The 11903-nt window shown below is 67.8% G+C and carries 11 protein-coding genes; 8 read left to right on the top strand and 3 right to left on the bottom strand.

All coding sequences use genetic code 11. From position 1 onward, the window contains the following. Positions 1 to 85: 85 nt before the first annotated feature. Together KW835_RS19535 and KW835_RS19530 are read right to left on the bottom strand one after the other, a co-directional pair. Positions 86 to 592, bottom strand: coding sequence for an acyloxyacyl hydrolase (locus KW835_RS19535; RefSeq protein ID WP_218385484.1), 507 nt, complete (start codon positions 590 to 592; stop codon positions 86 to 88). Positions 593 to 976: 384 nt separating this feature from the next. Beyond that, a complete protein-coding gene (locus KW835_RS19530) occupies positions 977 to 1618 on the bottom strand; it encodes an NAD(P)-dependent oxidoreductase (protein ID WP_218385482.1) in 642 nt (213 codons plus the stop codon). A 124-nt stretch (positions 1619 to 1742) separates the two neighbouring features. Here KW835_RS19530 and KW835_RS19525 point away from each other — a divergent pair, with 124 nt between their 5' ends. The 4 genes from KW835_RS19525 (at position 1743) to KW835_RS19510 (ending at position 5644) form a co-directional block, all read left to right on the top strand. Beyond that, positions 1743 to 2645, top strand: coding sequence for a LysR family transcriptional regulator (locus tag KW835_RS19525; protein WP_218385480.1), 903 nt, complete (start codon positions 1743 to 1745; stop codon positions 2643 to 2645). A gap of 272 nt (positions 2646 to 2917) precedes the next feature. Further along, entirely contained in the window at positions 2918 to 3877 is a 960-nt protein-coding gene (locus tag KW835_RS19520; RefSeq protein ID WP_218385479.1) for a chemotaxis protein, read from the top strand. Between the two features lie 322 nt (positions 3878 to 4199). Continuing rightward, positions 4200 to 4742 carry a hypothetical protein gene (locus tag KW835_RS19515; protein WP_255593682.1) on the top strand — a complete coding sequence of 181 codons (543 nt, stop codon included), beginning with the start codon at positions 4200 to 4202 and terminating at the stop codon, positions 4740 to 4742. Between the two features lie 194 nt (positions 4743 to 4936). Further along, entirely contained in the window at positions 4937 to 5644 is a 708-nt protein-coding gene (locus KW835_RS19510; protein WP_218385477.1) for a DUF4124 domain-containing protein, read from the top strand. Between the two features lie 67 nt (positions 5645 to 5711). Here KW835_RS19510 and KW835_RS19505 read toward each other — a convergent pair whose 3' ends face one another. Continuing rightward, positions 5712 to 6659 carry an SDR family oxidoreductase gene (locus tag KW835_RS19505; protein ID WP_218385475.1) on the bottom strand — a complete coding sequence of 316 codons (948 nt, stop codon included), beginning with the start codon at positions 6657 to 6659 and terminating at the stop codon, positions 5712 to 5714. 79 nt (positions 6660 to 6738) lie between these two features. Here KW835_RS19505 and KW835_RS19500 point away from each other — a divergent pair, with 79 nt between their 5' ends. The 4 genes from KW835_RS19500 (at position 6739) to KW835_RS19485 (ending at position 11901) form a co-directional block, all read left to right on the top strand. Continuing rightward, positions 6739 to 7806, top strand: coding sequence for a CDP-6-deoxy-delta-3,4-glucoseen reductase (locus KW835_RS19500; protein WP_218385619.1), 1068 nt, complete (start codon positions 6739 to 6741; stop codon positions 7804 to 7806). A gap of 207 nt (positions 7807 to 8013) precedes the next feature. Next, positions 8014 to 10176 (top strand): PAS domain S-box protein, encoded by a 2163-nt coding sequence (locus KW835_RS19495; protein WP_218385473.1) that lies wholly within the window; start codon positions 8014 to 8016, stop codon positions 10174 to 10176. Further along, positions 10173 to 10853, top strand: a complete 681-nt coding sequence (locus KW835_RS19490) for a response regulator transcription factor (RefSeq protein ID WP_218385471.1) — start codon at positions 10173 to 10175, stop codon at positions 10851 to 10853. The genes KW835_RS19495 and KW835_RS19490 overlap by 4 nt, the downstream gene beginning before the upstream one ends. A gap of 67 nt (positions 10854 to 10920) precedes the next feature. Then, a complete protein-coding gene (locus KW835_RS19485; protein WP_218385469.1) occupies positions 10921 to 11901 on the top strand; it encodes a tripartite tricarboxylate transporter substrate binding protein in 981 nt (326 codons plus the stop codon). The last annotated feature ends 2 nt before the right edge of the window (positions 11902 to 11903 follow it).

Here is an 11903-nt window from a genome sequence, read left to right as displayed (position 1 = left end):
GCGGGGGCGTTTCCCCTTCAAAACGCCTTTCAATGCTTTCTGACAAAGCGCCAATAGCTATCAAAAATAGAGCAATCGTTGTGACTCAAAACGCCAAGCCGTAGCGCAGCTGCACGAAGTCCTCGCCAGGATTGGGCTTGCGGATGCCACCGTTGGAGACATGCCGCACGATGAGCATCACCTCGTGCTGCCGGCGCGCGCCGAAGTTGAAGCCGACGCCTTGGTGGTCGGTGAAGTTGAAGCGCGTGCTGAAGGTCTTATGGCGTGTGGCGTAGTGCCCGTCGAGCACCGACACGCCGATGCCCCCTTCCATGAACCACGCGGACCGCCCGCCATCAAAGCGCAGACGCAGCGTGGGCACCAGCGCCAGCTGGGTCCAACTCCGCCGCTCGGACGCTGCCGTGCCCGCCGGGGCCCGCCAGTGCGCGATGTGCGCGTCCCAATGCCCCGAGAGAGCGCCCCCGAGAAACGACCGGCGCCAGTCCCATGGCAGCTGCACCCCGAACGATGCCAGGCCCACATCCCCTGCTGCGCGGGCCCCGTCGATGAACATACGGCGCGGCTCCGGCGGCGCCTGCTGCGCGTCGGCCATGGCGGATGCCAAGCCAAGCGCAGCCGCCAAGGCGCATGGCACCAGCCGGCGCCATGAGCGCTGGAGTGCGGGCGAGCGGGTTGAAAAGGGGGTGTGCCGAGCGTTCGGCAAAGAAAGAGTGTGCACAGGGACTCCGAAAGCACTGGGTTGCCGGCGGACTGTGCAAGCCGCCCCCAGTACACCGACCGCGCGTGGACACTCTGGCACTGGCGTCCAGCCACGAGGTTCGGGCAGCCGTTGGAGTCTTCTTGCAATTTTTTACCGCCTCCGACATATCGTGCCGCTGCTGCAGGTTAGCGCTCTGTAGGACAAGCGCTTTTCAATCCCCGTGAGCACCCGGTCGCTCCACGCAGTGGCGCTGCCGGGTCCCGGCGCCTACATTGCTCAATGCGCCACGGTGAACCGCTGCTGCACGTGGCGCGGGGCTTCCAGTTCGTCGGCGATTGCCACGGCCAGGTCCTTCACGCTGATGCCGCCGGGCTGTTCGCCGTTCATCAGGGGCGCTTCGGTGCCCAGGCGGTACTTGCCGGTGCGCTCGCCGGGCGCCAGCAGGATGGGGGGCGAGAGGAAGGTCCAGTCCAGGGTGTTTTCCGTGCGGATCCAGTTCAGGGCCTCGCGGGCGGCCAGCGCGCCCTGCTTCCATTCGGCCGGAAACTCCGGCGTGTCCACCAGTTGCACGCCGGGCGCGACGAACAGGCTGCCGGCACCGCCCACCACCAGCAAGCGCCGCACGCCCGCCTGCTTGGTGCCATCAATGATGGCGCGCGTGCCCTTGAGGAACTGGTCGTGGATGTCGGGCACCGTCCAGCCGGGGTTGTAAGCACTGACCACGGCGTCATGGCCGGCAGCGGCCTTGGCGATCTGGCCGGCATCCTGGGCGTCGGCCGCGACGACCGTCAGGCCTTCACGCGCAGTCAACTTGGCCGGATTGCGGGCCAGCACGGTCACGCGGTGGCCGCGCTGCAGCAGTTCATCCAGCACGGCCGAGCCGACAAAGCCGGTGGCACCGATCAGGGCGATGTTCATGGGAATGGTCCTTGAAGTCAGAAGTTGGGATGCAGTGAGAATAGGGGCTTGTCAAAGTGCGCGGTAGAGGCCATAAAACGCCTTATCCTTGAAGCCCCACTTCACAATGAAGCCAGATTGACGGATGGACGACCTCAAACGCATGGCGGTTTTCGCCGCCGTGGTGCAGCATGGCTCGATGAGCGGCGCAGCGCGGGCGCTGGGCATGAGCACATCGGCGGTAAGCCAGCAGGTACGCAAGCTCGAGAGCGATGGAGGGGTAACGCTGCTGCACCGTTCCACACGCAAACTGGCGCTCACCGAAGCCGGCCAGCGCTACCACGCGCGCTGCGCCGCCATGTGGGCGGCGGCCGAGCAGGCGCGGGCCGAGCTGGCAGCATCCCGCGACGCGCCCAGCGGCGAGCTGCGGCTGTCGGCCACGGTGGGCTTCGCGCGGCACATCGCCCCCGCGCTGGGCGACCTGCTGGCCGCGCACCCGGCGCTGCGCCTGCGGCTGCTGGTGGATGACGCCACCATCGACCTGATCAATGCCCGCATCGACCTGGCGGTGCGCTACGGCCGCCTGGCCGACTCCACCTGGGCCGCCCGCCGCCTGGGCGGCATGCAGTGGCGGCTGTGCGCATCCCCCGCCTGGGTGGCGGCGCATGGCCGGCCCGAACACCCTGACGCCTTGCTCGCGCACAGCTGGCTGGGCTTTGCACGCGAGAACGGCGGCCTCGTCATCGACCTGCGCAGCCCTGCGGGCGAGCCCCGCGCGCTGCGGGTGGAGCCGCGCATCGCCAGCAACAACCAGCTGTCGATCCAGCAGATGTGCGAGGCGGGGCTGGGCCTGGCGCTGGTGGGCAGCATGGACTCGCACGACGCGCTGCAGGCCGGGCGGCTGGTGCAGCTGCTGCCGGACTGGTCGTTCGGCACCATGGACATCTGGGCGGTCACGCCCCAGCGCGACGCCCAGCCGGCCAAGGTGCGCCAGGCCATCGCCGCACTGCAGGCCTACCTGCGCCAGGTGCCGGGCGTCACGGACTGAGCGGGCCGCGCCACAGGCGGTGGACGAAAACTTCTGGCCGCCAGCCCGCACGATGGGGTACAAAGCCTGGGGCAGACCCCACCGTTGCGGATCCAGGGCGTGTGGCCTTGCCGTGGGCAGGGATATGGAGCCCTGTCTGTGTCGGCGCCGCGACGGCACGATGCTGCAGCGCACTATTCGGGTATTGCCTGAAGATTTAGCGTACTGCGCACCCCGTTCTCCTCCTAGAATTTGTAAAAGCGCGTATCTTTTTTCTGCGCGAAGGATCCATCATGAAAGCAGTGCAGCAGGACATCGACGAGCGGACCAATCTCACCAGCACCAACAAGTTCGAGCTGCTGCTGTTTCGCCTGGGGGTCGACAACGTTCTCGGGAAATCCGAGCTCTTTGGCATCAACGTCTTCAAGATCCGCGAGATCGTGGCCATGCCCAGCATCACCCCGATCGCGGGCACCACAGCCCACTCGCTCGGGGTGGTCAATCTTCGCGGCCAGGTGATCCCGGTGCTGGACATGCCCTCCATCGTGGGGTGCAAGCCGCAAACGGGCCTGAACATCATGCTGGTGACCGAGTACGCGCGCACCACGCAGGCGTTTGCGGTCGAATCGGTGGAAGACATCGTGCGGCTGGACTGGAAGCAGGTGCTCTCGGCCGAAACCAGCGGCGCCAAGGGCAAGCTGGTTACCAGCATCGCCCGCCTGGACGGCAATACCGACGAATCGCGCCTGGCCCAGGTGCTGGACGTCGAAGCCATTCTGCAGATGGTGTCGCCTTCCGACGGCCATGAGGTCACCGAAGAGAAGGTGGGCGCCAAGCTCAAGCTCAAGCCTGGCACGATGATCCTGGCGGCCGATGATTCCTTTGTCGCCCGCTCGCTCATCGAGCAGGAACTGAAGGCGCTCAAGGCACCTTATGAAATGGTCAAGTCCGGCAAGGAAGCCTGGGACCGGCTCAACGTCATCGCCAAGAACGCAGAAGCCGAAGGCAAGACGGTGCTCGACCGCGTCGCCATGGTACTGACGGACCTGGAGATGCCCGAGATGGACGGTTTCACGCTCACCCGCAACATCAAGCAGGATGCGCGTTTTCACGGCCTGCCAGTCGTCATCCACTCATCCCTGTCAGGTTCGGCCAACGAAGACCACGTGCGCAGCGTCGGTGCCGACGGCTACGTCGCCAAGTTCGTGGCGGAAGACCTGGCTGAAACCATTCGGCGCGTGCTGCCCAAGTAAAGAGCGGCGTCTGCCATCCGGCGCTTTTGCCATGCGCTGGATTGTCATCGAAGCACTTTTCAGCACCCACCGCTTGCCAGTCAAGCGGTGGGTGCTATGCATTTTGATGATGGCGCCGGCGACACTTGCTGCGATGTCCAGCAGCATGGGAATCTGTCCTACCTGCAGGATCGCAGTCCGGTCAACCAAACCCCTCCCTCGAACGCTAAAGTTACGACGCGTGAACACGCAGTCCACGAATTTGTAACATCCCGCCGGGGTGCTTTTCGGGGGCTTTACGAGCAGGTTGGAACGCCCACGCCCTGCCGGGGGTCTGAACAGTATGAAAAACACATTCGCCCGCATCATCTCCATCGCGGTCCTGGGCGCCGCAGCGACCGGTTGCGCCACTGTGCCGGGCGACCCGTACTATGAGCCGTCCTACCAGCAGCCTGGGTATTACACCTCGCAGCCCGTGTACTCCAGCCCCCCGCCGGTCTACCCCGCGTATTCGGCGCCTCCTTCGGTCATCTACTATGGTGGCCGTGACCGCGACGACCGCTGGGAGCGGGACCGCAACCGCAACGACTGGCGCGAGCGCGAACGCGACCGGGAACGCATGGAACGCGAACGCGAGAGGGACCGCGCTGAACGCGACCGTGCCGCGCGTGAACGCGACCGCCGCGACCAGCAGGCCCGCGATGCAGACCGCCGCCAGCGTGACCGTGAACAGGCCATGCGCGAGCAGGCCGAGCGCGACCGCCGCGCCGCGGAAGACCGCCGCAACCGCGAGTCCCGCCCCGGTCGCATCGCGCCTGGCAGCTACACGCCTGACGGCCATGACTGGCGCGCGCGGCAGGGCTCCAACAACCCTGACAAGCCCTGATGCACAGGACACGCAGTGACTGCAACCGGCGACCCGCTGCACGGGTTCGCCTTGCACCTGTGGCCTGTGTGATGAGTGCAGCGCGCTGAGCGCCTGCGGGTTGCGCAGGCGCACCGGCCACCGCCATGCTGTCGCGCGGTCAGCTTTGGAGCGAAAATCCGCGCACCCTTCGCCTTCTTTCTCAGGTCACCGCCATGACGATCCGCCTGCAACACCTTCTGCTGTGCCTGTGTGCAGCCACCTTGGGGACCACGGTGCAGGCGCAGGTGCTGCGCTGTACCGATGCCCGCACCGGAAAGGTGACATACACCGACGGTGAATGCGCGGGGGGTACGGCGGCCCGCGAGGTCGAGGCGCGCAAGACCCCGCAAGAGATCCAGCAAGAGCGCGAACAGGCCGCCGAGGCGCTGGAGCGCAAGCAGCAGCGCCAGCAGGCGGAAGCGCTCGCCGCCGAGACGGACGCCCGCCGCACTGCCGAACGCGACCGCGCCAGGGCAGCGCAGGCCGCCGCAGCCGTTCCCCAACCGCAAGACTACGCCCGCTCCGCCGAATGCGCACGCTCGCGGCGCAACCTGGACATGGTGGCATCGGGCTTGTCCCGGTCCAACTACGAGCAGGACGTGCGCCTGGAAACCGCCCAGCGCCAGGTGGACCTTGATTGCCTGGGCCCACAGGGCTATGCCGACGTTGAACGGGCGCGCGCCAACCAGCCCCGCGTGGTGGTCGTGCCCCCGCGCTATCCGCCCGTTCAACTGCCGCCTCAATCCCCCCCGCGCTTGACGCATTGCGGAGACTTCCGGTGCACCGACAACCAGGGCAACAGCTATCCCCGCGTGGGGCCGGGGCGCTTTCCCGGCCCAGGCGGCGTGTGCCGCACCAACGGCGGCCAGGCCCCTTGCTGAAGCAGATCTGGCCGCATCAAGCAGCCACCGCGCCCGAGGGGACCTACGGGGGCCAGCGACGGGCCCGCTAGCGCCCGCGCAAGCCCTCTGTCACCGTCGGATAGCGCAGCACCAGCCCCAGCTCTGACAGCATGCGCCGGTTGTCCAGCCTGCGCGATTCGCTCATGAAGCTCAGCAGCATCACAGACAGCTGCTCCCGCGCTGCGCTGCGCTCAACGCGCGCCGGGCGCGGCAGGCCATACAGGTCGGCCGCCAGGTCAAAGTAGTCGCCCATCTTGAGCGATGTCTGGTCGCTCACGTTGTAGATGCGCTGCGGCCGGGCGCGCCACAGTGCAGCCAGGCAGGCGCGCGCCAGGTCGTCGGCGTGGATGTGGTTGGTGAACACATCGTCCTCCGGCACCAGCACCGGGGTGCCGCGGCGCAGGCGGGCCTCCGGCGTGCCACCTTCGCGGTCGGGGGCGTAGATGCCCGGAATGCGCAGCACACTGGCGCGCACGCCCGCACGGCCCAGGTGGCGCACTGCGCGCTCGGCGTTCACGCGGCGTTGTGCACGCGGCGTGCCGGGGGCCACGGCACGCGTCTCGGGCACCAGGGCGCCGCCGCAGTCGCCGTACACGCCGGTGGTGGATGCGTACACGAACGACACCGGCAGGCTGCGCAGCCGAAGCGCCCGGGCCAGTGCCACGGTGCGTGGATCGCGCCACCAACCCTGGCCGCCAGCGCCTTCACCGGGCGGCGGTGCCAGGTGCAACACCCGCGTGGCAATGCCCGACAGCCGCCTGAGCGTGGCCGCGTCGTCCAGGTTGCCGCGCAGCGGGCGGATGCCTTGGGCGCGCAAGGCTGCAGTGCGCTCGGGGCTCGACGTGAGCGCCAGCAACTGCATGCGCTCGGCTCCCGGGCCGGTGTGCAGTTGGCGCGCCACGCGTTGACCCACGTCACCGCAACCCACGATCAGCAGGCGCTCGCGGCGGAAACGCGCCGGCAGGGCGCCAAGGGGGTTTTGGTTTGAAGGCAAAATCGGTCCGTTTACTCAGCCGGGTGAATGCGAAGAACACCGGTTCTTGAAGAAGTACGTTCCCAAGGATACCCACAAGATGACCAGCGCCGAGACCGCGAGCCCCAGAGCCTTCCAGATCACCGTACAGCCCAGCGGCCGCGCTTTCACCGCCAACGCCGGCGAAGCCATCCTGGCCGCCGCCATCCGCAGCGGCGTTGGCCTGCCCTACGGCTGCAAGGACGGCGCCTGCGGCTCGTGCAAGTGCAAGAAGATCAGTGGTGCCGTGCACCACGGTGCCCACCAGTCCAAGGCACTCACAGCCGACGAAGAGGCCGCTGGCCTGGTGCTCACCTGCTGCGCCGAGCCACTGACCGACGTGGTGCTGGAATCGCGCCAGGTCACCGACGAGAGCGCCTACCCCATCAAGAAGATGCCAGTGCGCGTGTCCACCCTCACCAAGGCATCGCACGACGTGATGCAGGTGCGGCTGCAGTTGCCCGCAGCCGACACCTTCCGCTACCACGCGGGCCAGTACATCGAGTTCATCCTGCGCGACGGCGCACGCCGTGCGTACTCGATGGCCAACGCGCCGCACACGCAGGCCGAGGCGCCGGGCGTGGAGCTGCACATCCGCCACATGGCGGGCGGCAAGTTCACCGACCACGTGTTCGGCGCGATGAAGGAAAGGGAGATCCTGCGGGTCGAAGGCCCGTTCGGCAGCTTCTTCCTGCGCGAGGACTCCGACAAGCCCATCGTGCTGCTGGCGTCGGGCACAGGCTTTGCGCCCATCAAGGCGCTCATCGAGCACATGCAGTTCAAGGCCACCACGCGGCCCACGGTGCTCTACTGGGGCGGTCGCCGGCCCGGCGACCTGTACATGCATGACTGGGTGCTGGCCCGCGCGGCCGAGATGCCGCACCTGACCTATGTGCCCGTGGTGTCCGACGCAGAGCCCGAAGACGGCTGGACGGGCCGCACGGGTTTCGTGCACCAGGCCGTGCTCGATGATTTCGCCGACCTTTCGGGCCACCAGGTGTACGCCTGCGGCGCGCCCATCGTGGTCGAGTCCGCACGGGACAGCTACAGCGCGCAGCGCGGCCTGCCGCCCGAAGAGTTCTACGCCGACGCCTTCACTTCCGAAGCGGATAAGCATGGTCCCCCCTGAGGCGCTGCGCCTGGGGTTTCCGCCAGAGGCGTCAACTCTGCGAAGACGTCCAAGCCTGCACTGGCAAGCTCGGAGCCGCGGCTTCTCAGCCCCCGAGCGGGGACGCACCCGGTGGACTGGCGCAGCCAGATCCACGGGTGCACTGGCCTTGACCGCGCCCGTTTTTCGGGCCGGGGATGCTGTCGAGCAACACCCTGGACCATTGAAATGATCAAGCTGCGCCGTGCGCTGCGGGGCGCGGGCTCCACGGTCACTGTTCTGTGCGTGGCCGTGCTGATGGTGCTGGGGGCTGGGGAATGGGCCACGCGCAATGAGCTCGATAGCCAATGGGACAACCTGCGCCGCTCGGCCGAGGTGCAGGCGCTGGCGCTGCGGGGCGTGGCCACGCGTTACAGCTATCTGCCCTTCACCGCCGCGCAGCAGCCCCTGGTGGCGCAGTTACTGCGCAATCCCACCTCGCCGCAGGTGCGCGAGGCTGCCAACGCCTACTTGCAGACCGTCAACACCCGCGCGGGCTCCGACACGCTGTACGTGATGGATGTCCAGGGCATGACCCTGGCGTCGAGCAACTGGGACACCCCGAGCAGCTTCGTCGACCAGAACTATGGCAACCGGCCGTATTTTCGCGACGCGCTGCACGGGCTGACAGGCCGCTTCTACGGCGTGGGCAAGACCACGGGCGAGCCCGGCCTCTTTGCGTCCGCACCCGTTCAGCAGGCCGACGGCAAGGTGATCGGCGTGGTGGCCGTGAAGGTGCGCATGCAGCCCATCGTGGACACCTGGTCGCAGCTGCGGGACCCGGTGTTCGTGGCCGATGAGCGCGGCATCGTGTTCCTGGGCTCGGTGGCGCCCTGGCTCTACAAGACCACCCGGCCACTGCCGCACGATGCAGTGCAGCAGGTACAGCACGACGAGCAGTACGGCGCTCAATGGTCGCCGGAGCCGGTGCCCTGGAAGCTGGAGCTGCCTGCCGACCAGCCCGGCGGGCAGCTGCGCGTGCCGGACACCGGCAAGGAATACCTGGCGTACGAGGAGCCCCTGCCCGACCTGGGCTGGTCGCTGACCATCACGGCCGACAGCAAGGTGGTGGCCGTGGCCCGCCAGCAGGCCTGGGCGCTGGCCAGCCTGGCTTCGGGCCTGCTGGTGCTGGGCGCGCTGTACTGGCAACTGCGCGAACGTCGCCTCGCCGAGAATCGCCAGGCGCGCATCGAGCTGGAGCAGCGGGTGCACGAACGCACCCACGCGCTGCAGCAGGCGCAGGCGTTCCGCCAGTCGATGGAAGACTCGCTGCTGGTGGGCATGCGGGCACGCGACCTGGACGGCCGCATCGTCTATGTGAACGCCGCGATGTGCGACATGGTGGGCTACACAGCTTCCGAGCTCATCGGCCAGCGCCCACCCTATCCCTACTGGCACCCCGACGATCTGGACCGCCACTGGCACGACGTGGATACCGTCCAGGCCGGCAAGGCCTCACCCCAGGGCCGCGAAAACCGGCTGCGGCACCGCAACGGCTCGGACGTGCACACCATGTTCTACACCACACGGCTCATCGATGGCAGCGGCCACCACATCGGCTGGATGAGCTCGGTGGTGGACATCACGGCACAGAAGCGGGCCGAAGAGCAGCAGCAGCAGCGCGAAACCCAACTGCAGCGCGTGCAGCGAGTTATCACCGTGGGCGAGATGGCCTCCACGCTGGCGCACGAGCTCAACCAGCCGCTGGCGGCACTGGTCAACTACGCGGCCGCCGCCAAGTCCCTGGCAGCGCAGGGCAAGGCACAACTGTTGCACGACACCCTGGCCGCCCTTTCGACCCAGGCGCTGCGCGCGGCCGACATCGTCGGGCGCATCCGCCGCTGGGTACGCCAGCACCCCCAGGCGCGCGAGGCCTGCGACCTCAATGCTGCCGTGGACCAATCGCTCGCCCTGCTGCTGCGCGCCGAAGCCCGCCGGCACGGCGTGGCCGTGCGGCTCGACCTGGCCCGCGAACCGGTGCAGGTCAGTGCTGACCGCGTGCTGCTGGAACAGGTGGTGATGAACCTGGGCCTGAATGCGCTGCAGGCCATGCAATCGCATGCGACGCCGCCTGCAGGGCACGAGCTGCTGCTGCGAACCACCACCGAAGCGGGCCGTGCGTCCCTGCAAGTGCTGGACCGTGGCCCGGGCCTTTTGCCCGAAATCGCCGACCGCCTGTTCGAGCCGTTCTTCACCACCCGCTCCGACGGCCTGGGTCTGGGCCTGAACATCTGCCGCTCCATCGTCGAGAGCATGGGAGGCGAGCTGCTGGCCCGCAACCGCGAAGGCGGCGGCGCGATCTTCGAGATCCGGCTTCCTCTGCAAACAGCGCCGCCCTCAGACCTGCCATGACAGACCATCGCCCCACCCCCACCGCAGTCGTTGACGCACCAGCGCTGCACGTCTACATCGTGGACGACGACGAAGGCGTGCGCCATTCGCTCGCCGCGCTGCTGCTGGCCGGCGGCCATGTGGCCGAGCCCTTTGAGAGCGGTGCCGACTTTCTGGCCCGTGCCGACCTGTCGCGTCCCGGCTGCGTGCTGCTGGACCTGCGCATGGACGGCATGAGCGGCCTGCAGGTCTTCGACGCGATGCGGCAACGAGGCTCGGTGCTCAAGACCGTGTTCCTCTCCGCCCACGGCGAGCTGGCCTCCGCCGTCGCAGCCGTCAAACAGGGTGCGGTGGACTGGCTTGAAAAACCCTGCGACGAAGCCACGCTGCTGGCGGCGGTGCACCGCGCGGCCACCCTGTCGCAAGAGGTGGCCGTCCACACACAGCGGCGCGCCTTGCTGATGGAGCGGTGGACCGCCCTGAGCCCGCGCCAGCAGGAGGTGGCGCGCCTGCTGGCCACCGGCATCAGCAGCAAGGAGGCCGCCCGAGCCCTGGCCCAGCGCGACCCGGAGCGCCCCATCGACCCGCGCACCGTGGACACGCACCGCTCGGCCATTTTTCTCAAGCTGGACATCCGCTCGTCGCACGAACTGGGCATGCTCGTGGAAGACCTCGGGCTCTCCAGAACCCCGCCATAACCCCAATGAACGCCCTGCCCGAAGGTTTTCGTAAGCCTTCTTACGATTTTTTTGCACAATGGCACCCATGAACCGCAGAAACATCCTCATCGCCAGCGCCACTGCCACCGCAGCGGCTTTCTTCTCCCACGGCGCGCTCGCGCAGGACTCGGGCCAGCCCATCCGGCTGATCGTTCCCTATGCAGCGGGCGGCCCCATCGACGTGACGGCCCGTGCGCTGGCCGAGCGCGTGCGCGACTCGCTGGGCACGGTGATCATCGACAACAAGGGCGGAGCGGGCGGCAACATCGGTGCCGACGCCATCGCCAAGGCCGCACCGGACGGCCTGACCATCGGCATCGCGGCCACCGCAACGCACGCGGTCAACCCCTGGCTGTACACCAAGATGCCGTACGACGCCGCCAAGGACTTTGCAGGCATCACGCAGATGGTGCGCGTGCCCAATGTGCTGGTCATCAACGCGGCAAAGGCCGAGCAACTCAAGATCCACACTGTGGCCGATCTGATCGCCTACGCCAAGGCCAACCCCGCCAAGCTGAACTACGGCAGTGGCGGCAACGGCAGCGCCGGCCACCTGGCGGGCGAGATGTTCAAGCAGCGCGCGGGCATCTTCGCGCTGCACATCCCCTACCGTGGCGCCAACCCTGCCCAGCTCGCGCTGCTGGCGGGCGAGGTGGACTTCAACATCGACAACCTGGCCGCCGCCGCGCCCAACATCCGCGCGGGCAAGCTCAAGGCGCTGGCCGTGACCTCGCTGGACGCATCGCCCTCGCTGCCCGGCGTGCCGCCGCTGTCGGCCACGTTCAAGGGCTTTTCCATCGACACCTGGTGGGGCCTCGTAGCGCCCGCGGCCACGCCCAAGCCCATCATCGACAAGCTGAACAAGGCTTTCGTGGCCGCCCTGAACGCGCCGGAGACCAAGACCCGCTTTGGCGCCCTGCTCGCCGAACCCGTGGCCACCACGCCCGCGCAGTTCGACAGCTTCATGGCCGCCGAGCGCGCCAAGTACCAGCAGGTGGTGAAGGCCTCGGGCGCGAAGGTGGATTGAGA

Origin of the sequence: Acidovorax sp. sic0104, assembly GCF_019219095.1 — a bacterium.
Taxonomy (GTDB): domain Bacteria; phylum Pseudomonadota; class Gammaproteobacteria; order Burkholderiales; family Burkholderiaceae_C; genus Acidovorax.
This window is presented reverse-complemented; position numbering and strand designations above follow the sequence as displayed.

Coding starts and splice junctions, on each gene's coding strand:
- KW835_RS19490 (WP_218385471.1), top strand. CDS start 10,173: ATGACAGACCATCGCCCCACCCCCACCGCAGTCGTTGACGCACCAGCG.
- KW835_RS19500 (WP_218385619.1), top strand. CDS start 6,739: ATGACCAGCGCCGAGACCGCGAGCCCCAGAGCCTTCCAGATCACCGTA.
- KW835_RS19510 (WP_218385477.1), top strand. CDS start 4,937: ATGACGATCCGCCTGCAACACCTTCTGCTGTGCCTGTGTGCAGCCACC.
- KW835_RS19520 (WP_218385479.1), top strand. CDS start 2,918: ATGAAAGCAGTGCAGCAGGACATCGACGAGCGGACCAATCTCACCAGC.
- KW835_RS19515 (WP_255593682.1), top strand. CDS start 4,200: ATGAAAAACACATTCGCCCGCATCATCTCCATCGCGGTCCTGGGCGCC.
- KW835_RS19535 (WP_218385484.1), bottom strand. CDS start 592: ATGGCCGACGCGCAGCAGGCGCCGCCGGAGCCGCGCCGTATGTTCATC.
- KW835_RS19530 (WP_218385482.1), bottom strand. CDS start 1,618: ATGAACATCGCCCTGATCGGTGCCACCGGCTTTGTCGGCTCGGCCGTG.
- KW835_RS19525 (WP_218385480.1), top strand. CDS start 1,743: ATGGACGACCTCAAACGCATGGCGGTTTTCGCCGCCGTGGTGCAGCAT.
- KW835_RS19495 (WP_218385473.1), top strand. CDS start 8,014: ATGATCAAGCTGCGCCGTGCGCTGCGGGGCGCGGGCTCCACGGTCACT.
- KW835_RS19485 (WP_218385469.1), top strand. CDS start 10,921: ATGAACCGCAGAAACATCCTCATCGCCAGCGCCACTGCCACCGCAGCG.